This window comes from Limnobacter sp. SAORIC-690 (assembly GCF_002954425.1).
GTDB lineage: Bacteria > Pseudomonadota > Gammaproteobacteria > Burkholderiales > Burkholderiaceae_B > Limnobacter > Limnobacter profundi.
Genome location: NZ_MQVZ01000001.1, coordinates 3,273,274 through 3,299,667, shown reverse-complemented (window position 1 = coordinate 3,299,667; position 26,394 = coordinate 3,273,274). Strand labels below are relative to the sequence as shown.

The 26,394-nt window shown below is 53.8% G+C and carries 27 protein-coding genes and 1 pseudogene; 16 read left to right on the top strand and 12 right to left on the bottom strand.

What is annotated here, in order from left to right; translation table 11 throughout:
* Position 1 precedes the first annotated feature (1 nt).
* From phnE to BSZ31_RS15690, 3 genes are read left to right on the top strand one after another with little or no spacing between them, the layout of a single operon-like run.
* On the top strand, positions 2-883 hold the full coding sequence (gene phnE / locus BSZ31_RS15700; RefSeq protein WP_105029536.1) for a phosphonate ABC transporter, permease protein PhnE: 882 nt from the start codon (positions 2-4) through the stop codon (positions 881-883).
* On the top strand, positions 880-1,617 hold the full coding sequence (locus BSZ31_RS15695) for a phosphonate ABC transporter ATP-binding protein (protein WP_105029535.1): 738 nt from the start codon (positions 880-882) through the stop codon (positions 1,615-1,617). Before phnE ends, BSZ31_RS15695 begins: the two co-directional genes overlap by 4 nt.
* A gap of 3 nt (positions 1,618-1,620) precedes the next feature.
* Positions 1,621-2,538 carry a hypothetical protein gene (locus tag BSZ31_RS15690; protein ID WP_105029534.1) on the top strand — a complete coding sequence of 306 codons (918 nt, stop codon included), beginning with the start codon at positions 1,621-1,623 and terminating at the stop codon, positions 2,536-2,538.
* On the opposite strand, the pseudogene BSZ31_RS15685 reads toward BSZ31_RS15690, so the two are convergent.
* Positions 2,535-4,126, bottom strand: a pseudogene (locus BSZ31_RS15685) (gamma-glutamyltransferase family protein). The gene BSZ31_RS15690 and the pseudogene BSZ31_RS15685 overlap by 4 nt on opposite strands.
* Positions 4,127-4,294: 168 nt before the next feature.
* On the opposite strand from BSZ31_RS15685, the gene BSZ31_RS15680 reads away from it, so the two are divergent.
* Entirely contained in the window at positions 4,295-5,854 is a 1,560-nt protein-coding gene (locus BSZ31_RS15680) for a carbon-nitrogen hydrolase family protein (RefSeq protein WP_105029533.1), read from the top strand.
* Here BSZ31_RS15680 and BSZ31_RS15675 read toward each other — a convergent pair.
* From BSZ31_RS15675 to BSZ31_RS15670, 3 genes are read right to left on the bottom strand one after another with little or no spacing between them, the layout of a single operon-like run.
* Complete coding sequence (locus BSZ31_RS15675; RefSeq protein ID WP_105029532.1) at positions 5,840-7,282, bottom strand: PLP-dependent aminotransferase family protein; 1,443 nt, start codon at positions 7,280-7,282, stop codon at positions 5,840-5,842. The genes BSZ31_RS15680 and BSZ31_RS15675 overlap by 15 nt on opposite strands.
* Before the next feature lie 3 nt (positions 7,283-7,285).
* Positions 7,286-7,669 carry a YbfB/YjiJ family MFS transporter gene (locus BSZ31_RS17655; protein WP_304466333.1) on the bottom strand — a complete coding sequence of 128 codons (384 nt, stop codon included), beginning with the start codon at positions 7,667-7,669 and terminating at the stop codon, positions 7,286-7,288.
* Positions 7,588-8,442 carry a YbfB/YjiJ family MFS transporter gene (locus tag BSZ31_RS15670; protein ID WP_255411439.1) on the bottom strand — a complete coding sequence of 285 codons (855 nt, stop codon included), beginning with the start codon at positions 8,440-8,442 and terminating at the stop codon, positions 7,588-7,590. The genes BSZ31_RS17655 and BSZ31_RS15670 overlap by 82 nt, the downstream gene beginning before the upstream one ends.
* A 156-nt stretch (positions 8,443-8,598) precedes the next feature.
* On the opposite strand from BSZ31_RS15670, the gene BSZ31_RS15665 reads away from it, so the two are divergent.
* Both BSZ31_RS15665 and BSZ31_RS16965 read left to right on the top strand, forming a co-directional pair.
* Entirely contained in the window at positions 8,599-9,039 is a 441-nt protein-coding gene (locus tag BSZ31_RS15665; protein WP_105029531.1) for a LysE family translocator, read from the top strand.
* Between the two features lie 2 nt (positions 9,040-9,041).
* Positions 9,042-9,200 (top strand): hypothetical protein, encoded by a 159-nt coding sequence (locus BSZ31_RS16965; RefSeq protein ID WP_168427016.1) that lies wholly within the window; start codon positions 9,042-9,044, stop codon positions 9,198-9,200.
* Positions 9,201-9,204: 4 nt separating this feature from the next.
* Here the strand turns inward: BSZ31_RS16965 and BSZ31_RS15660 are convergent, their stop codons facing one another.
* The 4 genes from BSZ31_RS15660 to BSZ31_RS15645 form a co-directional block, all read right to left on the bottom strand.
* Positions 9,205-10,359 carry an acyl-CoA desaturase gene (locus BSZ31_RS15660; protein WP_105029530.1) on the bottom strand — a complete coding sequence of 385 codons (1,155 nt, stop codon included), beginning with the start codon at positions 10,357-10,359 and terminating at the stop codon, positions 9,205-9,207.
* 27 nt (positions 10,360-10,386) lie between these two features.
* Positions 10,387-11,532 carry a ferredoxin reductase gene (locus BSZ31_RS15655; protein ID WP_105029529.1) on the bottom strand — a complete coding sequence of 382 codons (1,146 nt, stop codon included), beginning with the start codon at positions 11,530-11,532 and terminating at the stop codon, positions 10,387-10,389.
* A gap of 126 nt (positions 11,533-11,658) precedes the next feature.
* On the bottom strand, positions 11,659-12,828 hold the full coding sequence (locus BSZ31_RS15650) for a hydroxymethylglutaryl-CoA reductase (RefSeq protein WP_105029528.1): 1,170 nt from the start codon (positions 12,826-12,828) through the stop codon (positions 11,659-11,661).
* A gap of 20 nt (positions 12,829-12,848) precedes the next feature.
* Complete coding sequence (locus BSZ31_RS15645; RefSeq protein WP_105029527.1) at positions 12,849-13,265, bottom strand: hypothetical protein; 417 nt, start codon at positions 13,263-13,265, stop codon at positions 12,849-12,851.
* 173 nt (positions 13,266-13,438) lie between these two features.
* On the opposite strand from BSZ31_RS15645, the gene BSZ31_RS15640 reads away from it, so the two are divergent.
* From BSZ31_RS15640 to BSZ31_RS15615, 6 genes are all read left to right on the top strand, one after another.
* Positions 13,439-14,086: a CerR family C-terminal domain-containing protein gene (locus tag BSZ31_RS15640; protein ID WP_105029526.1), complete on the top strand. Its 648-nt coding sequence runs from the start codon at positions 13,439-13,441 to the stop codon at positions 14,084-14,086.
* Complete coding sequence (locus BSZ31_RS15635) at positions 14,083-14,496, top strand: biotin/lipoyl-binding protein (RefSeq protein WP_105029525.1); 414 nt, start codon at positions 14,083-14,085, stop codon at positions 14,494-14,496. Before BSZ31_RS15640 ends, BSZ31_RS15635 begins: the two co-directional genes overlap by 4 nt.
* The gene (locus BSZ31_RS15630; protein WP_105029524.1) at positions 14,493-15,194 is read left to right on the top strand and encodes an efflux RND transporter periplasmic adaptor subunit; all 702 of its coding nucleotides are present in this window, start codon (positions 14,493-14,495) and stop codon (positions 15,192-15,194) included. Before BSZ31_RS15635 ends, BSZ31_RS15630 begins: the two co-directional genes overlap by 4 nt.
* Entirely contained in the window at positions 15,191-18,301 is a 3,111-nt protein-coding gene (locus BSZ31_RS15625; RefSeq protein WP_105029523.1) for an efflux RND transporter permease subunit, read from the top strand. Before BSZ31_RS15630 ends, BSZ31_RS15625 begins: the two co-directional genes overlap by 4 nt.
* Positions 18,298-19,077, top strand: a complete 780-nt coding sequence (locus BSZ31_RS15620; protein WP_105029522.1) for a nitroreductase family protein — start codon at positions 18,298-18,300, stop codon at positions 19,075-19,077. The genes BSZ31_RS15625 and BSZ31_RS15620 overlap by 4 nt, the downstream gene beginning before the upstream one ends.
* A 115-nt stretch (positions 19,078-19,192) precedes the next feature.
* Positions 19,193-20,494, top strand: a complete 1,302-nt coding sequence (locus BSZ31_RS15615; RefSeq protein WP_168427015.1) for a GDSL-type esterase/lipase family protein — start codon at positions 19,193-19,195, stop codon at positions 20,492-20,494.
* Positions 20,495-20,497: 3 nt separating this feature from the next.
* On the opposite strand, the gene BSZ31_RS15610 is transcribed toward BSZ31_RS15615, so the two are convergent.
* From BSZ31_RS15610 to BSZ31_RS15595, 4 genes are all read right to left on the bottom strand, one after another.
* Positions 20,498-21,232: an SIMPL domain-containing protein gene (locus BSZ31_RS15610; protein WP_105029520.1), complete on the bottom strand. Its 735-nt coding sequence runs from the start codon at positions 21,230-21,232 to the stop codon at positions 20,498-20,500.
* 181 nt (positions 21,233-21,413) lie between these two features.
* Entirely contained in the window at positions 21,414-22,070 is a 657-nt protein-coding gene (locus BSZ31_RS15605; RefSeq protein ID WP_105029519.1) for a hypothetical protein, read from the bottom strand.
* Positions 22,067-22,699: a TetR/AcrR family transcriptional regulator gene (locus BSZ31_RS15600; protein WP_105029518.1), complete on the bottom strand. Its 633-nt coding sequence runs from the start codon at positions 22,697-22,699 to the stop codon at positions 22,067-22,069. Before BSZ31_RS15600 ends, BSZ31_RS15605 begins: the two co-directional genes overlap by 4 nt.
* Positions 22,700-22,833: 134 nt before the next feature.
* Positions 22,834-23,145: a pyrimidine/purine nucleoside phosphorylase gene (locus BSZ31_RS15595; protein WP_105029517.1), complete on the bottom strand. Its 312-nt coding sequence runs from the start codon at positions 23,143-23,145 to the stop codon at positions 22,834-22,836.
* Positions 23,146-23,417: 272 nt separating this feature from the next.
* Between BSZ31_RS15595 and BSZ31_RS15590 the strand changes: the two genes are divergently transcribed.
* From BSZ31_RS15590 to BSZ31_RS15575, 4 genes are all read left to right on the top strand, one after another.
* Entirely contained in the window at positions 23,418-23,705 is a 288-nt protein-coding gene (locus tag BSZ31_RS15590) for a hypothetical protein (protein WP_105029516.1), read from the top strand.
* A gap of 15 nt (positions 23,706-23,720) precedes the next feature.
* Positions 23,721-24,830, top strand: a complete 1,110-nt coding sequence (locus BSZ31_RS15585; protein WP_105029515.1) for a hypothetical protein — start codon at positions 23,721-23,723, stop codon at positions 24,828-24,830.
* Positions 24,827-25,204 carry a hypothetical protein gene (locus BSZ31_RS15580; protein WP_105029514.1) on the top strand — a complete coding sequence of 126 codons (378 nt, stop codon included), beginning with the start codon at positions 24,827-24,829 and terminating at the stop codon, positions 25,202-25,204. Before BSZ31_RS15585 ends, BSZ31_RS15580 begins: the two co-directional genes overlap by 4 nt.
* Before the next feature lie 100 nt (positions 25,205-25,304).
* Complete coding sequence (locus BSZ31_RS15575; protein WP_105029513.1) at positions 25,305-26,393, top strand: nitronate monooxygenase family protein; 1,089 nt, start codon at positions 25,305-25,307, stop codon at positions 26,391-26,393.
* Position 26,394 lies beyond the last annotated feature (1 nt).

Genomic DNA, 26,394 nt, shown 5'->3' with positions numbered 1-26,394 from the left:
CATGAATTGGATGCAGTTCAAGTTGCGCCTCAAAGGCCGGCTCGGGTTTTTCGGGCTGGTCTTTTTATATGCGCTTATTGTGTTCGCCTGTGTGTTCAGCTTGGCCACGGCTGGCGATTTGTCCATGGGGCGCAACCCTGTGGCCAACTTTATTAAAACCGCCACTGAATTCGCACGGCCCAGTTTTCTTGATGTGTGGTTTGGCGACGCGGCTTACGAGTACAAAAGCGACGATGGCACTGTGTTGCGAACAGAAAACCGACAGGAAGTAGAAAAGCAGTGGCTGGTCCAGCTGGGTTTTGCCACCTGGACAACCTTTAAAATCGCCACGCTGGGCTCGTTGTTGGGTGCAATTCTGGCGTTGCCCTTCGGTGTGCTCAGCGCAAAAAACATTAAGGCCCCGCGAGTGCTTACCGCGTTCTCGCGTTTGGTGCTGGACACATCGCGTTCCATTCATACCTTGGTGTTTGGTTTGGTGTTGGTGGGCATTGTGGGCCTTGGCCCCACAGCAGGTATTCTGGCGATTGCATTTCACAGTCTGGGTACCTACGGCAAGCTGTTTGCAGAGTCGATAGAAACACTGGACATGGCCTCGATTGAGGCCGTAAAGGGGGTGGGTGCAAGCCCTTCGCAAACCTTTTTCTGGTCTGTGTGGCCCAATGTGTTGCCACAGTGGGTGAGCAGCCATTTGTACCTGTGGGAATACAATATCCGCGACTCCACCATTCTTGGCATCATTGGTGCGGGTGGTTTGGGCCTGCTGATTTCAGAGGCGGTCGCCTTGTTTCAATGGGGCCGCTTGTCGAGTATTCTGATTGTGGTGGTGTTGATGGTAACTGCATTTGATGCCATCAGTCGCAGAATTCGGACGGCCCTCCTATGAGCACCAACATCATCGACATTCAAAATCTGGAAATGGTGATCGCAGGGCGACGCATTTTGAAAGTGGACTCGCTTCACATTTCCCGTGGCGAGAAGGTAGCCATTCTGGGTCGCAACGGCGCGGGCAAATCAACTCTTTTGCGGTGTTTAAACGGGTTTGTAAAACCCACGACCGGGCACATTGTAGTTAACGGCCACACCGTGTTTCCGCTTCGTCGTGAGCGCGATTTGCGCTTGGTGCGTGCACAGGTGGGCCAAGTGTTGCAAGGCCTGCATTTGGTTGCGCGCTTAAGCGCCATGGAAAATGTTTTGGTGGGTGGTTTGGCACGCATGCCGCGCTTGCGCAGTTGGGCGCGAATTTTCACGAATGAAGAAACCCTGCGTGCGCAAGCTGCATTGAAAGCAGTGGGCATGGCCCATCTGGCAGAAAAACGCGCAGACAAGCTTTCTGGTGGTGAACGCCAGAAGGTGGCCATTGCCCGCATGTTGATGCAAGAACCCGAACTGGTGTTGGCTGATGAACCCACAGCGGCGCTTGACCCTACAGCGGCAGATGAGGTGTGTGAACTCTTGGTAAAGGCCACAGAGAATTCCACGCTGATTACCGTGGTTCACAACGTGAGCCTGGTCCCCCTTCTTAGCCAACGGGTCATCGGCCTGAAAGCCGGTGAAGTAGTTCTTGATTGCGTTAGCCATGAATTAACGCAAGCGCAACTTGATCATTTGTATGAGTGAATCATGACTGAGAAGGCAGGGCGCAGTTGCCCGATTCGATACCAGTACGGTGCGGCCAAAATTGCACAGGTACCCGCTACACAATGCGATGTGTTGTATGTGGTGGGTGGTTTGTATGGCAATCCTTTTGCACTGAATGTGGTTGAACAACTGGCCTCGAAAGAATTGGGTAACGTTCGCATTTGTTTTAATGGCGACTTTAACTGGTTCAACAAATCGCTTGAAGACTTTGTTCACATCAACCAGCGTGTGTTGAATCACGATTGCATTTTGGGCAATGTGGAAGCTGAACTTGGCGAGCCTTTGGATGTGGCTGATTGTGGCTGTGCCTATCCCGAGAATGTGGATCAAGGTGTGGTGGACCGGTCAAACTTCATTCATACCGAGCTGAAGCGGTGCGCGCAACAACAGCCGGAATTATTGGACAGGTTGTTACAGAAACCTTTCTTTGCACGTTACAGCGTGGGTGAATTGAATGTGGCTGTGGTGCATGGCGATGGCGATTCATTGGCAGGCTGGCGTTTTGACCCTGCTCATTTGAAGCAAACGGACGAAGCGCCATGGCGTGCAGCTTTGTTTGAAAAAGCACAGGTGAATGTATTTGCCAGCAGCCACACTTGCAGTGCCGCGTTTCATCATGAGCCACTGCCCAATGGGCAAACAGGATTGATCAGCAACAACGGCGCGGCTGGAATGGCCAGTGAACCGGGAAGCCTGAACGGATTGTTCACCCGAATTTCAGCGACACGCTTGAATAATACTGCTTTGGTATTTCAATCCATACAACTCAATGGTGTGTGGGTTGAACAGGTTCGCGTTCAATTTGATCAAGCTGCCTGGCAGCAGCACTTTCTTGGCCAGTGGCCTGAAGGTACTTCTGCATATACCTCTTATTTCAAACGAATCAGCGAAGGTGTTTAAACACAGGCCACTGATCCATCTGAACGCGGGTCAGCAGCCCCTTCCATCATGCCGTTGGGGTGGCGTACCACCGCACCGGCATGACCCATGGTGTCACTGAATGCCTCTGGCAACACCTCCAGTACATGGCCTGCGTCTCGCAGTTGGGCAATCAATTGTTCATCAAACCGGTTTTCCAGTTTCAAAGTTGTGCTTTGCTCGCCTCAGGTGCGGCCCAACAGCCAGCGTGGTGCTGTTACCGAAGTTTGCAAAGGCTGATTGAACATGGCATATCGGCTGAACACAGCAGCTTGGGTTTGTGGTTGGCCTTCGCCGCCCATGGTGCCGTACACCATGCTGCGGCCGTCTTTGAAACGTGCCATGGCCGGGTTCAAGGTGTGGAAGGGTTTGCGGCCCGGCTCAAGCCGGTGCAGTGCATCTTCTTTCAGTGAAAAACTGATGCCCCGGTTTTGCCACATCACACCGGTTGAAGGGCAAACCACACCCGAACCAAATTCCCAGAACACACTTTGAATAAAGCTGGCGGTACGACCTTCGCTGTCAATACAACCCATCCAGATGGTGTCGCCTTGCCATGGGTCTTGGGGCCAGGGCAGTGCGCGCTGCATGTTGATTTTCTTCGCCCGCTCGGCCAGCGCCTCACGGGTCAGAAAATCACTGGGGTTCACCGTCATGTAAGCAGGGTCGGTACAGTAGCGGTCGCGCACCAGAAAGGCTTGCTTGGTGCTTTCTACCATGCCGTGCAAATACTCAAACCCATCGGCCTGTTGCACGCCGAGCGTGTCGAACATTCCCAGAATCATCAGCGAGGCCATGCCTTGCGTGGGCGGTGTCATGTTGTAAATCGTGCTGTTGTTCAGCTCGGTTTGCAAAGGCGTAACAAACTGCGCATGGTGATTGTTCAAATCCGCAAGACTGATGGGGCTGCCCACGCGGGCCAAGTCTTCAGCCATGGCCTGAGCCAGTTCACCGCGGTAAAAATCATCCAGTCCCACTTGGCCCATGCGCGCCAAGGTGTCGCCCAAGGCGGCTTGTTTCAATACGCTGCCCTCAACAGGCACCTTACCATCCATCAGGAAATGCTCCGCAAAGCCGGGTGCTGTTGAAAGCTCATCGAACTTCACACGGGTTAAACGTTCCTGACTGCTGCTGACAGCCACGCCATGGCGTGCATGCACCACGGCGTCTTCCAGCAATCGGCTCAAAGGCAGTTTGCCGCCCCATTGTGTGGCTACTTCTTGCGCCTTGATCCAGCCACCCACGGTGCCGGCTGCTGTGAGCGCAGCCAATGGCCCGCGGTTGGGAATCGCATCGAATCCTTGCTCGGTGTAAAAGGCTCGTGTGGCTTTTGCCGCAGCTTTGCCACAGGCATCAATGCCGATTGGCGCTTTGCCAGGCTCGCGAGCAGCCAGAAACCGTCACCACCAATCGAGTTCATGTGTGGGTATACCACTGCAATGGCAGCGGCAGCGGCGATCATGGCTTCTGCGGCGTTGCCACCTTCTTTCAGCACATCTCGGCCAGCCTGTGCAGCCAAATGATGGGGCGCCACAAATACGCCGCCCAGTGCGCGTTTGGTGTGAATCATCTTCAGAAATTATTCGTCGTAAATCGATGTTTAATTGTCTTGAATTATTTTTTAACTCGCCATTCAGTAAAACCCGATTTATTGAGCCCGGACTGATCAAAAATTCATCAATTTTCTAAATATGTTCTAATAAGGAGGTTCATAAATTAAACGAATGGAGAAGTGACCATGTCGACAGAAATCGAAAATACCGAGTATGAACATACGGAGCACAAGCTAAGCTTGCGCAATTTGCAGGCATCAGATTACGCGGATATCAAGCGAATCATGGAGGTGGTTTACCACAGTGCTGGCGGTGCTTTGCCAGAAGCCAAATTCCGTTCAATTTTAAAAACATTTCCGGAAGGTCAAATTTGCATTGAAGACGATGGCAAGGTGATTGCCGCGGCCTTTGCAGTGGTGGTGGACTATGACAAGTTTGGCGACAAACACACTTACATGGAGATCACCGGCAACATTTACGCCACCACGCACGACCCCAAGGGTGACGTGCTTTACGGCATTGATGTATTCGCCGATCCCGAATACCGCAACATGCGTTTGGGTCGCCGCCTGTACGAAGCGCGCAAGGAATTGTGCCAAAACCTCAACCTTCGCGCCATCATGGCGGGCGGGCGAATTCCCGGCTACAAAGACCACATGAAAGACATGTCGCCGCAGCAGTACATTGCCGCAGTGAAACGCAAAGACATTTACGACCCCATTCTTACTTTTCAGCTCAGCAACGATTTTGAGGTGAAGCAAGTGCTAAAAGGCTACTTGCCGGAAGACAAAGAATCACAGGGCTATGCCACCTTGCTGGAGTGGTTCAACATTTACTACGAACCTGAAAAGCCGATGTTATTCGGTGCGCCCAAAACCACCGCACGCCTGGGTTGTGTGCAGTGGCAAATGCGTGAATTCCACAGCGTGGAAGACGTGGTGAAACAGGCCGAGTACTTCATCAACGCGCTTTCAGATTACCGTTGTGATGTCGCCCTGTTCCCCGAATTTTTCAATGCACCCCTGATGGGTTTGGCGGGCAATGGCAACTCCTTGGAGGCGATTCGTCACCTCGCCACCTACACCGATCAAATTCGCGACGAGATGAGTCGCATGGCGGTGAGCCACAATATCAATGTGGTGGCCGGTTCCATGCCGGTGATGGAAGATGGTGCCTTGTACAACGTGGCCTATTTGTGCCGCCGCGATGGCACGGTTGAGGCGCAGTACAAAATTCACCCCACACCGCATGAAAAACGTGAATGGATGATGGAGGGGGGTAGCAAGCTGAGTGTGTTTGACACCGACTTTGGCAAGATCGGAATCCTGATTTGTTACGACTCCGAGTTTCCCGAGTTGTCGCGTGTGCTAGCCGACAAAGACATGCAAATTTTGTTGGTGCCTTTCTGGACCGACACCAAAAACGGATACCTGCGCGTGCGCCGTTGTGCCCAGGCCCGTGCCATTGAAAACGAGTGCTATGTGGCCATTTCAGGCAGTTTTGGTAATTTGCCCAAGGTAGACAATGTCGACATTCAGTACGGGCAAACTGCGGTGTTCTCACCCTCCGATTTCGCATTTCCACACGACGCCATCATGGCGGAAACCACACCCAACACCGAGATGACCCTGATTGTGGATGTGGACCTGGACAAGCTTCAAATTCTGAAAAACGAAGGTTCTGTTCGCAATTACCTCGATCGCCGCCGCGACTTGTACAAAGTGGTGTGGCTAGGCGACGAGTGAGGCTTCAAACAGGGCTCCCAACTTTGCAATGGCCACTGCGGTGTCGTCTGTCACCGGGTGGCCACAATTCAGACGAATGCAGTTTTTGTACAGGCCGCTTGCAGAAAATACGCTGCCCGGCATGTAGGCCACTTTTCGGGCAATGGCCTTGTTGAACAGGGCTAAGGTATCGATGTCTCCTGGCAGTTCAACCCACAACACGAATCCACCTTTGGGTTCGGAAATTCGGGTGCCTTGCGGAAAATGTTTCAGCACCAAACTGCCCATGGCTCGCACCTGCGTTTCAAACTGTTGGCGCAGGGTGCGCAAGTGCCGTTCAAACGATCCTTTCTCCAGATAATGCGCAACAGCCACCTGCGTGATCGGGTTGGTGGAGCCACTTAAAATCCGTTTCTTCGACAACACCTGTGCGGCGTACTTGCCGCCTGCCACATAGCCAATTCGCAGCGACGGGCTCAGTGATTTTGAAAATGAACCACACATGAGAACCCGGTCGCTTTGCTTGCCAGCCTTCAGTGGCCGTGGTCGAAACCGTTCAAAGTACAGGTCGGCATACACATTGTCTTCCACAATCGGAAAATCATATTTCTCGGCCAGCTCCAGCAGTTTTTTTCGGTTGGCATCGGGCATGACAGAACCCATGGGGTTGCTGGCGGTGGGGCACACAATACAAGCCGCGATTCGGGTTTGCTTCACTGCGATTTCCAGTGCTTCTAGCGACATGCCATTTTCCGGACTGCTCGGAATTTCCAGTGCGCGCAAGCCCAGTGATTCAATCATTTGCAGCAGCAAGTAATAACCGGGCGACTCAACTGCCACAATGTCATTGTGTTTGGCCACGCTTTGCAAGGCGAGGCTAAGCGCTTCAGTACACCCATCGGTGATCACCAACTCATCGCGTTTCAATTTCATGCCCATTAACTCAAAGCGCTGTTGCAGTTGTTGCACCAGTTCAGGTTGATTGGGTTCAACGTGGCTACCCAGGGTAAGCAGGTCAGGGCGGGTACGGTTCACAGTGGCGTAGCTTCTACGCAGGGTGGCAATTGGTAGCAATTCATGGGCTGGGAATGCAACGCCCAGTGGTGCAACACCTTCGCGGGTGGAACTTCTGAGCAGCATGGCGATTTGATTGGCCACCTCCAGGTTCACCGGTGGCTCCAGCACAATAGAATCAGGCGCCTGCGTACAGGCCGCAGCACTGGGCAGGGTGCGGGCTTGCACGTAATAGCCTGACTTGGCCACAGGTTGCACATAGCCTCGGTCTTCCAGCAGGTTCAATGCTTTTTGTACCGTGTCGATGGAGTAGTGCCATTGCTCCGACAATTTCCGAATTGAGGGCAGTTTGTACCCCGCTGCAAAGTGATTGTTTTCAATCAAGGCCTGCAGGTTCAACGCCAGTGTTTCGTATTTGCAAGAGGAGTTGTCCATGGTTCAAGCCTCGGTTTGCTTTTTCAGTTGCCACACCATGAACACGCCCGCCACCATCAATGCAGCCGCCAGGTACAGCGAGCCGCGATAGGTGCCTGTGCGTTCAGCGATCAAACCGGCCAAAGCGGGCGCCGCAATTTGCGACACGCCATAACTGAGTGTCATTCGTGCCATGGCCTTGCTGGGGTTGGCGGGAAACTGACGCCCGGCAATGCTCAATGTCAGGTTCACAATGCCTGCGAATGTACCCCCAAACAGCACAGCGCTGATCATGTTGGCCCAATAGCCGTCGATCAGGGCAGCCATCACAATTGAGATGATTTGCAGCAGGTAAGCCAACACCAGGGCTTCAAAAACGCCGGTGACGCGCGCCACGCGGTCCCACACAAACGAGGAGGGAATCGCAGCCAAACCAACCACCACCCACACCCAGGGGCCTTTGCCTGAAGTTCGGGCAAGGTTTCAGCAATCGCCACAATAAAGGTGGCGCTAATCACGTAGCCAAAGCCTGCGCAAAAGTAGGCACCCAACATCAAGCGCATCCACTTGGCGCTGGGCGGTGGCACGTCGGCCACCTGTGCTTCATCACTGCCTGCCTTGGCGGGCTTGGGCATCCATATCCAGGCTGGCACGAAGAAAAGAACTCCCACCACACCCAATACCCACCATTGTTCGTCCCAGGCCAGGTGGTCGACCATGGCCATGACTGCAATGCCAGAAAGCACCAAACCCATGCCCGCGCCCGCAAAGTGCAGGCCCAGTTCGGTTTTCAGGTTTTGGCGGGCCAACCAGTTCATGATCAAGCCTGAGGCAATCAACATGCCCGCTGTACTCGAAACACCCGAGATAAAACGCAGAAACACCCAAAGGTTCACATCCGTGGTCAATCCCATGCCGATGGTGCTGAGCACCGCCACAATCAGGCCAAAGCGGTACAGCAGGTATTTGTAATTCAGGTTGCTCAGTGTGGAGGCCAGCAAGGCACCGCTGATGTAGCCAATGTAGTTCACCGTGGCCAACCATCCGCCATCAAAGGCGCTTAAGCCAGCCTGCTCGCGCATGATGGGCAGCAAGGGAGTGTAAGAAAAGCGGGCTAAACCCACGGTCAGAATCAGTGAACAAATGCCTGCGGCAATCACTTGCCAACGTTCCAGTTTCATGGGGGCCACCCGCACAGAAGTCAAGTTCCAGAAACAGTACAGATTTTTCAGTGTTTAATCTGTACTGCACATTATTTCATTATCCTGAATCTGTACTGAATATGCAAAAGTTCTTAAAGTGAGTGTTCCATTTTTACTCCACGAAAGGAGTTCGCCATGCAGCACTTTCAAGCGATTGCCCTGTTTGCTTTTTTAAGCATCATTACCCCCGGGCCCAACAACCTGATGATCATGACAAGCAGCATGAATTTTGGTGTGCGAAAAAGCCTGCCGCATTTCTTCGGCATTATTGTGGGTTTTCCGCTGATGCTGCTGGCCATGGGTTTGGGCTTGAATGCGGTGTTTGAAAGCCTGCCCTGGTTTCACACAGCCCTATTGGTGTTCAGCTTGCTGATGATGGTGTATTTGGCGTGGCGAATTGCCAGCTTTTCACCTTCCGAGGATTCGCTGAAACCCGGTTCCAAGCCCTTGAGCTTTGTTAATGCCGTGCTGTTTCAATGGGTCAATCCCAAAGCCTGGTTCATGGCGACAGCGGCAGTTGCGCTTTTTCCGGCCAGCTCGAACACACCAGTTCTCGACGTGTTGATGGTGGCGTGATCATGGCCAGTGTGGGTTTGCTGTGCGTGGGTTTGTGGCTGGTGTTGGGTGCGCGCTTGCGGGCTTTCATCAACAGCCCGCTGCGCTTGAAGTGGTTCAACGGAACCATGGCTGCCAGTTTGGTGCTGTTTTTCGCGTACAGCACCGCACAGGCAGTGTGATCGATCAAGGCAAGGAGAGTCGCCAGATGTTCCAGGTGGTGGTGCCAAACTGGCGCGTGAAACTCCCCTTGTTGTAAGGCAACCCATACCGAGCTGCCAAGGCCTGAACTCGGGGCGACATTTCTGCATAGCGGTTGGCAGGAATGTCCGGGAACAGGTGGTGTTCAATCTGGTGGCTCAGGTTGCCTGACAGAATATGGAACAACTTGCCGCCGGTAATGTTGCAACTGCCCAGCAACTGGCGCACATACCAGGCTGCGCGGGTTTCGCCTTCCACCTCTTCTTTGGTGAAATGGTGAACACCTGCCGGGAAGTGGCCGCAGAAAATAATCACATTCGACCAAATGTTGCGAATGCCATTGGCGATAAGGTTTGCCACCACGGTGAATCCAAGCGCCGCCAATGCAATGTTCACAATGTCGAAGCCGAAAAACACGGTAAACGGCACGGTGACTGCTGCGCCCAAAACAGGCCAGCACACGTAGTCTTTCAACAACTGGTGGCGCACTTTCCAGCCGATGCGTTTCAGCATCGGGATTATTTCCTTAAAGCTTTTTTTGCCCGCCAGCAGTTTGTCGGCTTCCAGGTCGTGCAGGGCCACACCCCATTGAAACATCATCATCAATACAAAGTTGATCACCGGGTTGAACAGGTATTTGGCATGCCAACGCTGGTCATCGGTTACACGCAAAACACCATAACCAATGTCCGGGTCTTTGCCGTGCACATTGGTCCAAGTGTGGTGCACCACGTTGTGGCTGTGTTTCCATTGGTCAGAAGGGCAGACGTTGTCCCATTCCCAGGTGTTGGATTGAATGTTGGGGTCGCGCATCCAGTCGAACTGTGCATGCATGATGTTGTGACCCAATTCCATGTTCTCAATACTTTTCGATACGCCCAACATGATCGCGCCCAGCAGTAGCACGGCCCAGAACTGTGGCCAGCCTGTGAAGGTCCAGTCGCTCATGGGCAACAGGAAAAAGCTGAGAAACACCACAATACGCCCGGCCAGCATCAGGCTTCGCTGCCATTTGATGACCGAGAGAATGTAGGCGCGGTCCTTGCTGCCCAGCGAGTCTGCAATTTCATTGCGTATGGCGTCCATTTCGCGACCAAATTCTTCAATGTCGCTGGCGCTCAAATGTTTTGGCATGCCCATATTGTTTCTCCTGCTTTCCCGTGTTGCTTACACTTCGATTTCTGCATCGCCCACCGCGGCGCACACGCAAATCTGAATCACTTGTCCTGTTTCATTGATCAGCGCGTTCGTGCGCAAATCGCGCACACAGCCACTGGCCAGTTTCACATCACAACCGTGGCAAATGCCCATTCGGCAGCCGTGTTCCGGGTTCAGGCCGGAATCCTCGGCGAGGCGAAGCAGGTTGGTTTCACCGTCTGAATTGGCGCTCACATTGCTGTTCAGAAACTTCACCACGCCGGTTTTCACCTCGGTGGGAACGCCAGCCAGTTGAGCGCGGAACCGCTCCGTGTGCACTTGCCTGCGTAGCCCCTCGGCTTCATACAGTTGCTCAATTGAATCGAGCATGGCTTGCGGGCCACAGGCATACACATCGCGTTTTCGCCAGTCGGGGCAAAGTTGCTCGAGCTGCTCTTTGGAAAAGTGGGGACGTTTGCCGGTAATGTCTTCAGGCTTCTGGCCAGGCTCACGGGTGTGCACCAGGTTCAGTTTGTACAGCTTTTGCTTGTCCGCAATTTCTTTCAGTTCACGCCCAAAAATGACGTCGTAAGTGTGGGGTGCATAGTGAATGTGCACGGTGTTGGGCATGCGCTCCTGAAGCACCAGGCTGCGCAGCATGCTCATGATTGGCGTAATGCCGCTGCCCGCAGTAATAAATAGGGGCAGCACGGGCTGTGCATCGGGCAGGTAAAAGTCGCCTTGCGGCACGCCAATGGGCACGTAATCGCCCACTTTCAGCTTGCGAACCAGGTGGTGCGACATGCGGCCATTGTCGATGGCTTTCACCGTGATGGTGAAGCAGCCATCATTGCGTTCCGGGGCTGAACTGATTGAATAGGTGCGCGTGAAATGTTGCCCTCCAATGGGCACGCCAATACGCAAGTGCTGGCCTGGGCGGTGGCTTCGCCAGTTCAGGCCAGGGCGCAAGGTGATGGTGCGTGAATCAGAGGTTTCGTCCCAAACTGCTTCAACCCGCGCTTGAAGTGCATGGGTACTCCACAAGGGGTTGACCAGTTCAATGTAGTGGGAAGTTCGTAGGGGAAATGCAAAGGCGTCGGAGACTTTCGTCACGAGGCCAGCTACACGTTTGATCAATGAGTTGTTCAACTGCGCGGATCCTGCCTCAGACTGCATTGTGTCTCCTCGTTTTTGTATTGTAAAACGAGTGTGCACTGAAACACATTCCAAGTCATTCCGCACTGCACCAGCGACTGGTGTTTTACTGACAGCGCCACACGCACGGCGCTGCCTTGCCATTCTTCAGCGGTTTCTTCCGTAGGCGTCGTGGGAGGAAACCCATTCATCCGCCAGAATGGCTGACAGCAAAGACAAATCACCTGCCAGTACTGTTGCGCCCACAATCTCAGCCAGTTTACGCGCCTTGCCAGTGCCCTCGCAGCCCAGCATTTTCAGGCACTCCGCCTGAGTTGCCAAACCTGTGCCGCCGCCCTTGGTGGCGCAAATCACAGAGGGCAATGTGACAGAAAAATACAAATCTCCATCTGCTGTAATGTCCATGAACACCATGCCTGTGTGGCTTTCCACCACATTGGCTTCATCTTGGCCTGTGGCAATGAACAGGGCAGCAATGCCATTGGCCGAGTGTGGGCCACTGTAGGCACTGCCTGCCAGTTGTGCGCCTATGGCACTGCGCTGGCGTTGCTTGAAAATGGTTTCAGGAGTGGTGCGTGCCAGCCGTTGCAGCACTTCGCGCTGGATGGTGGCTTCCGCAATTACACGCTTGCCCCGGCTGTGTAGCAGGTTCATGTGCGAATGTTTTTTGTCGGTTTCAATGGCGCCACTCAGGGCAAAGTAACTAATGGCCTCCGGGCTGTTTTTCAACACCCATTGGCAGGCTGCGTGCGTGGCTTTGCCGCACATGTTTTGCCCGGCGGCATCACCCGTGGTGTAGTTAAAGCGCGTGTACACCATGCGCGCCACCTGCCAGGTTTGAATGTGTTCCAGCTTGCCAAAGCTGGTGGTTTTTTCTGCTTCGGCTTTGACTGTGGCCAGGTTTTCATTGATCCATTGCAAAAACCGTTTGGCCGCGCGGGCGTCCTCGAATTCAAAAAGTGGCGCACGTTGCATATATTCCTCGGCCACCGTCACCTTCACGCCGCCCGATTCGCTCACCATGCGCATGCCTCGGCTATAACTGGCCACCAGTGTGCCTTCGGTCGTGGCCAGTGGCACGTAAAACCAGCCTTGCGCATGTTCGCCGTGAATCAACACTGGCCCAGCCACACCCACCGGCATTTGCACCACGCCAATGAAGTTCTCGGTGTTGCTTTTCAAACTTTCAGGGGGCAGGGAATAGGTGCCGGTGTGGTGCAAGCTGGCTCCGGTTTGCTGCGTTAAAAATTCGCGGCGCGCTTTGGCCGCATCTTCCGAATAGTTGTCGTCAAATCGTGGAATGGGTGTGCGGGTCATCGGCTGGCTCTTTTATCTGCTTATTTGCGCTTGGGTTTGTTGCTGCGTGTGACTGCGGCAATTGATTCCTCGTAGCCACTCACCAGTTTGCCAATGTTCTCCAGCTTGGCCTTCAATACATCCAGTTCCATTTGGGTGCGGTCCAGTTGCATGGTCAAGTGGGCATTGTCCTTCTCTAGCCTCACCATGGTTTTGCTCAATTCGCGGTTCTCCTGTTCCAGTTCTTTGTTGGCTTGGTACATTTTCAACAAGTTGGCCTGCAAGCCTTTTACCTTGTCTTGAACACCATCCACAGTTTGCTTGATACCCGTTTCAAACTGATTCACTTGATCAACCACGGCGTTGATCAAATTGCCTGCCGGAAGACTGGATGCCCGTTTTTGAGCGACCGATTTCAGTTTTCGCAGCGCCTTGCTGCCTTTTTCCGCCATACCCATGATTGTCTCCAGTTTGTTGTTTTTTGAATTTGCTCGCCAAGAGTAGCAAGTTTCAGGAATTCGGTGGTATCGATTCGTTTCAATCCCGACAAATGAACTGCTCGCGATTGCTGTTTAATCATTCGTTTGATATATTTTTAAATCAATCGATTGAATTAATTTTGGACTTCCCCATGCTTCAAGACAAGCAGCAGTCTGCACGGCAAAAGCTGGTGCAGGCCGCACTGATCACCTTCGCCGAAAAAGGCTATGAAGGGGCCTCCACGCGCGAAATCGCCGACAAGGCGGGTGCCAACATCTCCTCCATTCGCTATTACTTTGGCGACAAGGCTGGCCTTTACCGGGCGGCCTACACCGAGCCGCTGTGTGGCACGCCGTTTGAACAGGGCATTCCTGATTTGAACAGCACCGACGTGGACAAAGCCTTAAAGCAATTGTTCCGGGATTTCCTGGAGCCCTTGAAGCACGGTGAAACCTTTCGCCTGGTGATGAAATTGCATTTCCGCGAAATGATTGAACCCACTGGTGCCTGGGAGCATGAAATTGATGCGGAAATAAAGCCGCAGCACATGGCTTTGGTGAACATGCTGACTGCCTATTTTGGTTTGAGCAAACCCGACCTCGACATCCAACGCCTGGCCTTCGCAATGATGGGCATGGCCGTAAATTTTTATGTGGCTCAAGATGTGGTGGATGTAATTTGCCCGAAATTAATGAGCAATGCCAAAGCCATCGATACCCTGAGTGAACGCTTGGCTGGTTATGCCCGCGCCATGCTCGACAGTGAAAGCAAACGACGCAAACAGGATTGCAGCAAATGAAAATTCCAATAGTTTTAAGTCAGTACCCCGTCGCCACGCTTGCGGCAGTCTTGCTGTTGGGCGCTTGTTCTCCCGGCACCGAGCAAGCCGCACCCGGCGCTGCAAGTGAAACGGAAGTTCCTGGCAAAGCCAGTTTGTCGGTTGAATTGGCTGCGGTGGAGGAGAAAACCATTCCTCTGACCCTGTCCGTGAATGGCAGCGTGGCTGCCTGGCAGGAGGCAGTGATTGGATCGCAACTCAATGGGGTACGAATTGATTCTTTGCGCGCCGAAGTTGGCGATGTCGTAAAGAAGGGGCAAACGCTGGCCGTGTTCGATCAACAAACAGTGAATGCAGATTTGGCACAGGCCAAAGCGGGCGTGGCTGAAGCGCAGGCTTTGTTCGAACAGGCAAAGCTGAACGCGATATGATTCGCAACATCACCGACCAAGGGGCAGTCAGCGCGCAAGAACGCAATCAGGTGATCGCTGCGGAAAAGTCGGCACAGGCCCGTTTGTTGTCGGCCAGGGCTTTGCAAACCCAGCAGGAAATTCGCTTGCGCAACACCACGGTCATTGCGCTGGACGACGGCGTAATCAGCGCGCGCACGGCCACCTTGGGTTCGGTGCCCGCCCCCGGGCAGGAATTGTTCCGTTTGGTTCGCCAGCAGCGCCTGGAGTGGCAAGCCGAGGTGACCGACGCAGAGTTGGCCCGAATTTCTGAAGGCATGGAAGTGACTGTGTTCAATGCGGGCGAAGCCATCCAAGGAAAGGTGCGCACACTAAGCCCAGTCATCAATGCGCAATCACGAACCGGCATGGTGTACGTCGATGTTCCCGGCGCCTACGCCAAGGGCTTGAAACCTGGCATGTACCTGCGCGGCGAGTTTGATTTGGGCCAGCAAACCGCGACAGTAATTCCGCAAACTGCGGTGATTGAGCGCGATGGCTTTACCTACGCATTCACCGTGGACGAAGCCAGCAGCAAGGTGCAGCGCATCAAGTTGCGCGTAAACAATGCGCAAGGCGAATTCATCGAGGTGTTGGAAGGTGTGAAGCCCGGTGACCAGGTGGTAAAAAGCGGTGTGGCTTTCTTGGCCCATGGTGATTTGGTGAAGGTGATTCAGTGAACGTCTCGACCTGGTCCATTAAAAACCCCATTCCGGCGGTGATGCTGTTTTTCTTGCTCACCGTGATGGGGCTGTACAGCTTTTCCAGCATGAAAATTCAGCAGTTCCCAGATATTGAACTGCCCACCGTGCTGGTCACTGCGAGTCTTCCTGGTGCATCGCCTTCCCAGCTTGAAAACGATGTTGCCCGGAAAATTGAAAACTCGCTCGCCACACTGCAACAACTCAAACACATTTACACCAAGATTCAAGACGGTATTGTCAGCATCACGGTTGAGTTCAATCTGGAAAAAGACACACAAGAAGCCGTGGACGATGTACGGTCTGCGGTGTCGCGGGTGCGTGCTGATTTGCCCACTGATTTGCGAGACCCTGTGGTCAATAAACTGGAATTAAGCGGTGCACCTGTACTTGCTTATACCATCGCCTCAACCGCGTTTGATGAGGAAGGTTTGTCCTGGTATGTCGACAACACCATCACCAAAACCCTGCTGAATGTGAAAGGCGTCGGTGCAGTAAACCGTGTGGGCGGTGTGACGCGCGAGGTTGTGGTTGAGCTTGATCCATTGAAAATGCAGGCGCTGGGTGTCAGTGCACTCGATGTGTCCCGCCAACTGCGCAACACCCAGTTGGAAACTGCGGGTGGCCGGGCCGACCTGGGTGTGGGCGAGCAACCGCTGCGCACCATTGCCACTGTGGACAATGCCAATCAGCTGAAAGAAATTTCAATTGTGCTGAGCAATGGCCGCCGCGTGAAGTTACCTGAAATAGCAACGATTAAAGACACCATTGCCGATCGGCGATCGGCCGCCCTGCTGAATGGTCAAGATGTGGTGGGTTTCGAGATTACTCGCAGCAAAGGTGCCAGCGAGGTTGAAGTGGGCAAGGGCGTGGCCGAGGCTTTGGCGCAGTTGCAGGCGCAGCGGCCCGATCTCACCATGGTTGAGGCATTCAACTTTGTGGAGCCCGTGAAAGAAGATTTTGATGTCTCCATGAAAATGCTTTACGAAGGTGCATTTCTTGCCGTGGTGGTGGTGTGGTTTTTCTTGCGCGACTGGCGTGCCACTTTTGTGTCGGCAGTGGCCTTGCCCTTGTCGGTAATCCCGGCATTTGCGGGCATGTATTACTTGGGCTTCAGCCTTAATGTGGTGTCGCTGCTTGCCATGTCGCTGGTGGTGGGTATTTTGGTCGATGACGCCATTGTGGAAGTAGAAAACATTGTTCGCCATTTGCGCATGGGCAAAAGCCCCCTGGATGCCGCACGCGAGGCTGCTGATGAAATTGGCCTTGCCGTGATTGCAACCACCTTCACCTTGATTGCCGTGTTTCTACCCACCGCATTCATGAGCGGCATTGCCGGAAAGTTTTTCAAACAGTTTGGCTGGACTGCTGCGCTGGCCGTGTTTGCTTCGCTGGTGGTGGCCCGCATGTTGACGCCCATGATGGCGGCTTACATGCTGACTTCAAAAGGGCATGAACATGAGAAAAACGAGCCCGGTAAAATGATGGCCCGTTATCTGGACTGGGTGCGCTGGGCCTTGGCCCACCGGCTTGTCACCTGCGTGGCTGCAGGTGCATTTTTCGTGGGCTCTATCATGTTGATTCCCCTGTTGCCCACCGGGTTTATTCCTCCTGATGATTTGTCGCAAACGCAGGTTTACATTGAATTACAACCGGGCAGCACTTATGAGCAAACCCGCAAAGCGGCCGAGAAGGCTCGCGAGTTAATTAGCGAAGTAGAGTATGTGCGCAGCGTGTACACCACCATTGGCGGTGGCGCAGCTGGAACCGATCCCTTCATGATGAGCGGGCAGGCTGAAGTTCGCAAAGCCACCCTCACCGTGTTGCTTGATCCCAGGGGTGAGCGCACCGTACGAAAGCAAGTGACGGAAACGCAGATGCGCGAGGCGCTGAGTAACTTGCCAGGCGTGCGTTACAAGGTGGGTTTGGGCGCCTCGGGCGAAAAGTATGTGCTGGTACTTTCTGGAGAAGATGGCGAAGCATTGTCCAAAGCAGCCAGTGAAGTGGAGCGTGATTTGCGCACCATTCCCGGTTTGGGTTCCATTGCATCCAGTGCGGCCTTGGTGCGGCCAGAAATCTGGATCAAACCCGATTTTGCCAAAGCAGCCGACTTGGGTGTAAGCACTGCAGCCATGGGCGAAACCCTGCGCGTGGCCACTGTGGGTGATTATGATGCCGCTCTGCCCAAGCTGAACCTGTCGCAGCGGCAAGTGCCTATCGTGGTTCGCCTCGACGACGAGGCCCGAAAAGATCTGAATGTGCTTGAACGCCTTGCTGTTCCTTCAGCGAAACCAGGTGTACCCAGTGTGCCCTTGAACCAGGTGGCCACCCTAGGCATCAACGCCGGTCCTTCGGTGATTGATCGCTACGACCGTGCTCGCAATGTGAACTTTGAAATTGAATTGCAAGGGCAACCGCTGGGCGATGTGACAGCAGCCGTCCAGGAATTGCCCAGCATCAAAAACCTGCCACCTGGTGTGGCTCAACGCAATATCGGTGATGCGGAGGTAATGGAAGAACTGTTCGCCAGTTTCGGTTTGGCCATGCTCACAGGTGTGTTGTGCATTTTTGTGGTGCTGGTGTTGTTGTTCAAAGATTTCTTGCAACCGGTTACCATTCTTGCTGCATTGCCACTCAGCCTGGGTGGTGCCTTTGTGGGCTTGTTGATGGCAGGGAAAAGCTTTTCCATGCCTTCACTGATCGGTTTGATCATGCTGATGGGCATTGCCACCAAGAACTCGATTTTGCTGGTGGAGTACGCGATTGTGGCCCGCAATGAAAAGGGCATGAGCCGGCTGGATGCGGTGGTAGATGCCTGCCACAAGCGGGCTCGCCCTATCATCATGACCACCATTGCCATGGCGGCGGGCATGTTGCCCATCGCCATTGGCACTGGTGATGCCGACACCAGCTTCCGCAGTCCCATGGCGATTGCCGTGATCGGTGGTTTGATGACATCTACCTTCCTAAGCCTCTTGGTTATTCCCGTGGTGTACACCTTGATGGATGACTTTGAGCACGGTATGAAAAACTTTTCTAAAAAATTGGGTTCAACCTTTAAGCAGTCTGGAGCACGCAAAACATGAAAGCAGCAGCACGCAAATTCAAGACCATTGAAGTCGACGGCAAGCAGCGGTATTACGAGCCTGCCCCCAAAGGCATTAGCGCGGCCAACTTCAGGAAAGTGGTAGAAAGCCGAAGGTCGGTGCGTAAGTTTACCGACAAGCCGATTCCCAAAGAAGTGCTGGATGAATGCCTGGACTTGGCCTTGCTTGCACCCTGTTCTTCAGGTTTGCAGCCCTGGGAGTTTTACGTGGTAAAAACGCCAGCCAAAAAGGCCAAATTGGTAACAGCCTGTTTGGGCCAGTTGGCTGCAAAAACCGCACAGGAACTGATTGTGTGCGTGGCGCGTGTTGATCGTGTCAGTGACTTTTCCAAGAAGATGATTAAAGAGTGGCCCATGCCGGAAGTGCCCACGCTGGTACGCCGTTACTACCAACTGATTCCCTACAACTACTCACCTGGTCCCTTGAACAGTTTTGCCATGGTGAAAAAGGCAGCATCCAATGTGGGTGGTTTGATCGCTCCCTTGCCTCGCGGCCCCTACACCCGCAGTGAAGTGGAGTTGTGGGCTGCGAAAAGTGCGGCACTGGCCTGCGAAAACCTGGTGCTGGCTTTGCGTGCGCATGGCTTTGATACCTGCATGATGGAGGGCTACGACGAGGCCCGTGTCCGTAAATTGTTGAAGCTCAGCGACGACGCGTTCCCCATCATGGTGATTGGTGCTGGCGAGCGTGCCGACGATGGCGTGTTCTGGCCACAAATTCGTTTTGAGCGGGAATTGTTCGTACACGAAATTTAACAATCGACGTAGAACCACTTAGGTATATTTCTGCTGCGGCTATCCACGAATGCTGAAACACATCCACCAAGGCATCCTCTGTAGTATTAGCAAGAACACTTCAGGGGACATTTTTTTGAATCACCATAAACTACAACAAGTTCTTTGGCCGTTGCTTGTGCTGGCGGTGGCCGCCTGTTCATCAGAATCCAATGGTGTTTCCTCAGGTTCCTCGGGCTCCAATACCCAGCCTTCCGGCTTGTCTTGCAACAGCAATTCAAACGCGGCTGACGGCGCACGCTGGATGTCGGCCTGGGGTGTTACCCATGTCACCGGCACTGCGCCCGTGGAAACAACGGTTCGAAACATTGCCCGAGTCACGGCCAGCGGCAATGCGGTGCGTATTCGTTTCATCAACCTGAGCGATCAACCCATGCAGATTGGTGCCGCCGCAGTAGGCCTGCGTGAGGGCGCAACAGGTGCAAACCTGAAGCTGAATACCAGCAAGGTAGTGACCTTTAATTGCGGCCAGACCAGCGCCACAATTCCGCCCCAAACTGAATCGTTTTACAGCGATCCCATCGCGTTCAAGGTCAACAACCAAGACGACCTTGCCGTGAGTTTGTATGTGAAAGGTGCGGACAATCCCGGTGAGTTCGGTGCCACCTGGATTGAATCCTACAAACTGCCCAATGGCTCAGGCGATCAAGCACTCGAGGATTCTGGCGCGGGTTATGGATTGATTGATGAAACCCGTTTTTCAACTCCTCCGGGTTTGCCCATTATGTGCAATGGTTGCACGGTGTATGCGCTGCGGGATATCGAGGTGCTAACGAAAGACGCAAAAGGTGCCATGGTGTTTTTGGGCAGCTCCAGTTTTCATGGTTATAACACCAGCCAGAATGCATTCAAGAAAATTAGCGATCTCTTGTCGGTACGCATGCTGGATGAAATCCCGGTTGGGCAACGCGACACGATTGTGAACCGTGGCATCGGCGGCGACACGCTGCAAAACGCCAGTGCGACTCGGTTGGAACGCGACGTGTTCGACACCGTGGGTGTCAGTTCGGTGGTGGTGTGGGTAACCAATGACTTGTCCAGCCGAAGTGCCGATGAAATCATCGCCAATTACCAGGAAGTTATTGAACAAGCCCATGCAAAGGGCATCAATGTGTATTGCCCAACCTGGATTCCCGGTGCGCAATCTTCGCAAGCCAACTTGAATGGAGAACGCGCCAAGTTGAACGACTGGATCTTGAACAGTGGCGAGTGTGATGGCGTGGCGGATTACAATGGTGAAGTGGAAGCGCCTGGTGGCCTTACATTCCTGCCTCAGTACAACAGTGGCGATTCTATCCACTCCAACGATGCAGGCCATGAATTGTGGGCTGCGGCTACACCGTTGAGTGAATGGGTGAGTAAGGCCAAACCTCGCTGAAATTTACTCCACCAAATACTGAACCTTGGTGACCACGCGAATTTTTTTCATTACAGTGTTCTCGCCGCCGTAATCGCCCAATGGCGCTGAAATTGAAAACAGTCCCTGAGTGGCTGTTTTCAAGGCACCCACTTTCACACCTGAATCGGCTGCAAAAGTTTGCGCAGCCTCCTTGGCATTGTCGGTGGCTGCTTTCAGCATCCGGGGCTTGATGCTGTTCAAGTCAGTGAAGTAAAACTGAATAAAGCTCGACTCGACCAGAATGCCCTCGTTGAGGAACACATCGCTGTTCAGCGAGGCCTGTTCCACCGCATCCACCTTGGCGGTCTCCAGCACAAAGCCACCCTGCGCACGCCAGCGTTTGCCGGGTTCAACCGGCGCGCCATTTGGGTTTACGTTTTCAAAAATGGTCACCGGTTGGCGGCGAATGTCGCTGGCCTCAAAGCCCATGCCCAGCACCAAACTTTCCAGTTTCTCCAATTGTTTGGTCCAGGCCGCACCAGCGGCTTGCGGTGTTTCTGCAAGTACCGAGAAAGACAGGTTCCAGCTGGCTTTGTCCGATTTCACCACTTCCTCGGCCAGGCCTCGCACCTCAATGAACTGATCATACTTGCGAAATTCCTTCACCGCAGTGGCCATTAAAAAACCGGCCACCACCACACCCGCTGCCAGCACAACAGAGCCCAGAAGGCCCATGCCGCGTTGTTGTTTCGGTGAGTACAGCGCGCTTCTTGACATGAATTTCTCCTGAATATTGGGCTTTGCTGATGTTGTACAGCTTCAACGTGAAGAACGTTTTACTTTAAATGCCGTTGTCCATTCATTGAACAAATATTTGAAGAAGGCTCCGATCAGGCTCATGGACGGTTTGGCTTCAAGACCCTCTCAAAGCCGGTTGGGAACGACCACGCCACAAGGGTTAACCAACCCAGAGCAGTGAAAGTGACAGCGCACCCGCATAAAAAACAGCCAGGGCCAGTGCACCAGTAATTTGTTGAAAAGTGGATTTGTTACCCAGTACGTTCCACAGCCACAGAGCGCCCATGGCCAGCAACATTTCCGGAATCAGGGGGTAAAGCGCAAAGCCCTGCACCTGGAGCACCTCTTGTGCATGCCACAGGTTCATGGGGCGTGCAGCCCATTCCCAAATCAGGAACCCACCCAGCGAGAGTGCTGCCACCACGGGGTAGGGTTTTGAGGTGGCCAGTGCCAGCCAGCACACTTGCCACAACAATATGATCCACAAACCCATGAAATACACGGGCACCGCTCCACCCAAGCGCACAATGCCGTGATCGGGAAAGGTCAATGTGCCCATGCGTTCCACCAGCATCCAGTCGGCGCAGGGCAGGGCAATCGAAAGCGGCAGCAAAAACTTCCACAAGCGGACCCATTCGCCGTGTCCCCTCAACACGCCAGCCAATGGAAGCGCAATGTTGTAGGCCACCGCAAACACCAGCAGTGCAACGCCCAAGGTGTTGCCCGTGGTGTTCAATGCAACCGGAATGGCAACTGCAAAAAATGCGGCGTGAAACACCAAGGCATCACGCACACCCTTGGAATTGACGCGGTTCATCGCGCGGCTCCCCTTATCAAGGCATTCAAAATGTTGATGATCTCTTCGCTAAGCTCGGGGATGTCGGGTGGGTTCTCCAGCATCAGCCACTCGGCCAGCAACTCATTGATGCCACCCACCAAGGCCACGCTTACCAAATGGTAGTTGCGTTTGGGCAGCTCGCCTTTGCTCACCAAATTGTTCAGGTAGGCTTCAATCAAACCGGCCATGTCATGAATGGCTTCGCGCCGGCGTGCTTCCATCTGTGGGCTCACACCTACCACCTCAAGAACGCCCACTCGGGCATGTCGGCTGTCTTCCAGGTAGTGATGCACCATGGCGCTCACTGCCAGTGGTATTTGTTCAGACAAATTCAGCTCGGGCGCGGACATGGCTTTCAACACACCTGCACGAAGATCTGCGATGATATTGTCGTACAGCGCGCGAAGAATCGCCTCGCGGCTGTCAAACAACTGGTAGAAGTGGCGCGCTGTTACTTTGGCTTCGCTGCACAAGGCTTCAATTGTGGTGCGCCCGTAGCCTTGCCGCGCAAACAGTTCAAGCGCTGCAGCCAGCAAACGTGCCTTGCGTTCCTCGGCGCGCTGTTCAGCAGCCACGCCTCCATAAGCCCTCGTGGGTGTTTTGCTCATTCAATGTTCACTTTTGACAAGATTTCTTGTCCAAATTATAGTGAGCTTGTTTGAGAGAGCGCAACAACAGTTTGTGTGGCCCCACCGCACGGTCGGGCAGTTTTGAGTTCGGGCGGTTTGTGGTGCCTGCCTAATTACTTGATGTAGCTGCAGCAGTAATCCACGGGTGTTTTCACTTTCAACTGGAATTTGGCGTTGGCCGGTACCTCGAATGACTGGCCGCCCGTAATGGCTTTCCAGCTTTCACCTGGCAAACACACATCCATATCACCCGCCAGAATTTCCATGATTTCTTTTTCTGCGGTGCCAAATTCATAGTCGCCGGGCAGCATCACTCCCAATGTTTTTTTCGTGCCATCAGCAAACAACACTGTGCGGCTGGTGACCTTGCCATCGAAATAAATATTGGCGGCTTTTACCACGGTGACATTCTCGAATTGAGCCATTTGATTTCCCTTTGAATGCAAAAAATTTGGATGCTGAATGATGCCTTAATTTCATTCGATTGCGGTGTTCTACCCCACGTATTTGCCTTCCAGAATCCCCCCAATTTTGATCCCCCTAAATGGGTTCTTTCGTGGTTTTAATACAATTTTTACAAAAAACCCTTACATCGTGTAAGTAAAAACCTGACATGTTGGGTATATTCGCTACCTAGTAAAGGTTAACCAAAAATAGTTAACCCCCCTATCAATCGGAATATCAGCAAGGAATTCACATGTCGAACGAAATGGGTTCTGTTCAAAGTATGGACACTTTGCCGGGCATGAACAGCACAGATTTGTCATTGGCCTCTACTGTAATTCCCGCCGATTTGTTCAACAGCATTGTGTCGCAAATCACGCAAATTGATCTTTCGCTGTTTGGCATGAACAGCCAGTTTGATGCAGCCACTGCCGCGATTTCTCCAAGGGATTTCACTGATTTCTCGCAGTCCTCCTCTCCCATTAATTCGTCCGCAGCATTTGCAGAATCCATCGTGGTTCAAAACGCTGACTTTGCTTGATTCAAGGAAAACACCATGAACTTTGACAACCCAGTAGTAGCCTCTGTGACCAATATCGACGGCGACGTGTTCGTGAAGCGAAACGGCATTGAAACGCCTCTTCGCGAAGACATGGTGTTGCAAGCGGGTGACGTGTTGCGCTCCACCAGCAACTCCATTGCAGTGCTCAGCATTCCGGGCACACAGCAACAAATTCCGGCATTCCTCGAAATCTCTAATGGTGGTGTAGCCACACTGGGTTTTGACCCCGATGCAGGCCCCAACGGTCAGGTGGTGATTACATCCAATGCTGGCGATGGTTTGGGCAATGTCACCTTGGTGTCCGAGTTTGATGGAGAAAACCAGGCGGCAGTGCTGGATGGTCAGGAAGCCACCGGTGAAATGAGTGGTCTCTTTGGTGCTGGCCTGCTGGGGGCTGGCGCAGGCCTGGGTGCTCTGCCTTTGGCAGGTGCAGTGGGTGCTGCAGCTGTATTTGGCGGTTCAGACGATGACAACGGCGGTGGTGGCAGCGGTGGCGGAAATCCCGGCGCCTTGCCTGCAGAAAATGCGGGTGGCCTGGCAGAAACCATTAGTGACCTGACCAACAATCTGGGTGAATTGACCGAGCCCGTGCCCGTGGTGGGCGACGTGGTGAATGCCGTAGGCAACGTGATCGAATCCACTTTGGTGGGCAACAACAACGGCGGTTTGAACGGAATTTTGACAGGCTTGACCGATGGCTTGACCAGCGGGCTTGAAGCCACACCTTTGGCACCAGTGGCCAACGTGCTCGACATGGGTCTGGGCACTTTGACCGACCTGCTGGGTGTGGCCGCCAACCAGGTGAGCGGCTTCGGTGAAGGAACACCCCTAGCACCCGTGTCTGATTTGGTGGCCAGCCTGTTGGGAACCACAGGCCCCAATACCGATGGTGGTGTTGGCGGCGTGGTGGGCACCGTGGTGAACGTGGGCGACAGCGTCGGCCAACTGTTGGCCCCGGTGCCGGTGCTGGGTGACATTGCAGGCACTTTGGGTGGTGTGGTTGATTCGGTGGCCACGGGTAACAACGACGGTGGTTTGGCCGGTGTCCTTAGTGGTTTGGGGGGTGGTCTTCAAGAAGGTTTGGCCCCCACGCCTTTGGCTTGATCGGAGAAGGCGGCAACACCTTGCTGAACACCGTGGGTGGTTTGTTGGGCGGCGTTGGCGATGCGGTGTCGTCGGTCGGTGCCAGCACACCCGCTGCACCAGTCACTAACCTGATCGGTGATCTCGCGGGTTCCTTGGGCGGTGATGTCAGTTCTGCCTTGGGCAATATTCCATTCCTCGGCGGTGCGCTGGACAATTTGACCAGCGGGCTTGGTGGCGGCAGTGCCTTGGGCGAAATTCCACTGTTGGGCGATGTGCTTGGGGGTGATCTGCTGGGTGGTTTGACCTCATCCATCAGTTCGACCAGTGGTGCCGAGGGTGGCTTGCTCGGTGGTTTGCCATTGTTGGGTGACCTGACCAAGACACTGGGATAAAAGCAGCTCAGCGCATACTTACAGTGCTTATCAGAATATCTCGCTTGATGTAATATTCATTGGATTGCCCGACCCGGCCCACTCGATCTACGGACAGCCCATGAAAACCCGCATCACCGAGATGTTCAACATTCAATATCCACTGGTGTGCCCTGGCATGACCTACGTGGCCAATGCCGATCTGGTGGCTGCCACAGCCAACGCGGGTGGTCTGGGTATTCTGGCCATTGGGCATTTGACGCCCGAGCAAACCCTCTCTGAAATTCGCAAGGTTCGAAGTCTGACCAACAAGCCTTTCGGCATTGGTTGCGCATTGATCATGCCGGGTGCCCGAGAAAATCTTGAAGTGGCCCTGAATGAAAAGGTACCCGTGATCAACTTCAGCCTGGGCAGCCCAGCAGATGTGTGCAAGCGTGTGCATGACTACGGCGGCAAAGTGATTGTGACCGTGGTGAATGCCAAACATGCCTTGAAGGCCGAGCAGTCGGGTGCAGATGCCTTGTTGGTGACCGGCCACGAGGCCGCAGCGCACGGCGGTGCTGTCACATCACTGGTGTTGGTGCCCGCAATCCGGCAGGTCACCAAGCTTCCAATTATCGCAGCCGGTGGTTTTGGCACGGGTGGCGGTGTGGTGGCAGCCTTGGCCTTGGGTGCTGATGGTGTGGCCATGGGCACGCGCTGGGCCGCGTCGAAAGAAAGCCCGGTGCATGCCAACACCAAAGAACTGATTGTGAAAAAGGAAGTGGAAGACACCATTTACAGCAAGAACTTTGACAGCATTCCTTGCCGGGTCATGACCACCCCCAACTCCAAAAAAATCATGTCCAAGCCATTCAATCCCGTGCGTGCCATGTGGCGCGCCTACCTGGCTGCGCGTGAAATGAACAAGCCCTTGCTGGGCATCCTCAAAGACGTCTTCAAAATGGGTTTGGAGCAAACACTCACGGTTACCTTTTACGGTGCTGCCGTTTTGCAAATCAAGAAAGCCACCATTGAAGGCAATCACACGCAGGGCGTGCAGTTGATTGGTCAGGTGCAAGGTTTGGTGCAGGACGTTCCCACGGTTGAGGAATTGACCCAGCGCGTGATGCGAGAGGTGGAAGAGGCCTTGGAACAGGTGAACCAGTTGGCTGGAAATGCGGTGGGCAGTGCACCCGCTGCACCTGAGAAGATCACACGCATCGCTTGAC

Coding starts and splice junctions, on each gene's coding strand:
- BSZ31_RS15670 (WP_255411439.1), bottom strand. CDS start 8,442: ATGAAACTGGAACGTTGGCAAGTGATTGCCGCAGGCATTTGTTCACTG.
- BSZ31_RS15660 (WP_105029530.1), bottom strand. CDS start 10,359: ATGGGCATGCCAAAACATTTGAGCGCCAGCGACATTGAAGAATTTGGT.
- BSZ31_RS15645 (WP_105029527.1), bottom strand. CDS start 13,265: ATGGGTATGGCGGAAAAAGGCAGCAAGGCGCTGCGAAAACTGAAATCG.
- BSZ31_RS15650 (WP_105029528.1), bottom strand. CDS start 12,828: ATGACCCGCACACCCATTCCACGATTTGACGACAACTATTCGGAAGAT.
- BSZ31_RS15620 (WP_105029522.1), top strand. CDS start 18,298: ATGAAAGCAGCAGCACGCAAATTCAAGACCATTGAAGTCGACGGCAAG.
- BSZ31_RS15595 (WP_105029517.1), bottom strand. CDS start 23,145: ATGGCTCAATTCGAGAATGTCACCGTGGTAAAAGCCGCCAATATTTAT.
- BSZ31_RS15600 (WP_105029518.1), bottom strand. CDS start 22,699: ATGAGCAAAACACCCACGAGGGCTTATGGAGGCGTGGCTGCTGAACAG.
- BSZ31_RS15610 (WP_105029520.1), bottom strand. CDS start 21,232: ATGTCAAGAAGCGCGCTGTACTCACCGAAACAACAACGCGGCATGGGC.
- BSZ31_RS15640 (WP_105029526.1), top strand. CDS start 13,439: ATGCTTCAAGACAAGCAGCAGTCTGCACGGCAAAAGCTGGTGCAGGCC.
- BSZ31_RS16965 (WP_168427016.1), top strand. CDS start 9,042: ATGGCCAGTGTGGGTTTGCTGTGCGTGGGTTTGTGGCTGGTGTTGGGT.
- BSZ31_RS15680 (WP_105029533.1), top strand. CDS start 4,295: ATGTCGACAGAAATCGAAAATACCGAGTATGAACATACGGAGCACAAG.
- phnE (WP_105029536.1), top strand. CDS start 2: ATGAATTGGATGCAGTTCAAGTTGCGCCTCAAAGGCCGGCTCGGGTTT.
- BSZ31_RS15585 (WP_105029515.1), top strand. CDS start 23,721: ATGAACTTTGACAACCCAGTAGTAGCCTCTGTGACCAATATCGACGGC.
- BSZ31_RS15655 (WP_105029529.1), bottom strand. CDS start 11,532: ATGCAGTCTGAGGCAGGATCCGCGCAGTTGAACAACTCATTGATCAAA.
- BSZ31_RS15590 (WP_105029516.1), top strand. CDS start 23,418: ATGTCGAACGAAATGGGTTCTGTTCAAAGTATGGACACTTTGCCGGGC.
- BSZ31_RS15635 (WP_105029525.1), top strand. CDS start 14,083: ATGAAAATTCCAATAGTTTTAAGTCAGTACCCCGTCGCCACGCTTGCG.
- BSZ31_RS15695 (WP_105029535.1), top strand. CDS start 880: ATGAGCACCAACATCATCGACATTCAAAATCTGGAAATGGTGATCGCA.
- BSZ31_RS15630 (WP_105029524.1), top strand. CDS start 14,493: ATGATTCGCAACATCACCGACCAAGGGGCAGTCAGCGCGCAAGAACGC.
- BSZ31_RS15665 (WP_105029531.1), top strand. CDS start 8,599: ATGCAGCACTTTCAAGCGATTGCCCTGTTTGCTTTTTTAAGCATCATT.
- BSZ31_RS15675 (WP_105029532.1), bottom strand. CDS start 7,282: ATGGACAACTCCTCTTGCAAATACGAAACACTGGCGTTGAACCTGCAG.
- BSZ31_RS15690 (WP_105029534.1), top strand. CDS start 1,621: ATGACTGAGAAGGCAGGGCGCAGTTGCCCGATTCGATACCAGTACGGT.
- BSZ31_RS15575 (WP_105029513.1), top strand. CDS start 25,305: ATGAAAACCCGCATCACCGAGATGTTCAACATTCAATATCCACTGGTG.
- BSZ31_RS15605 (WP_105029519.1), bottom strand. CDS start 22,070: ATGAACCGCGTCAATTCCAAGGGTGTGCGTGATGCCTTGGTGTTTCAC.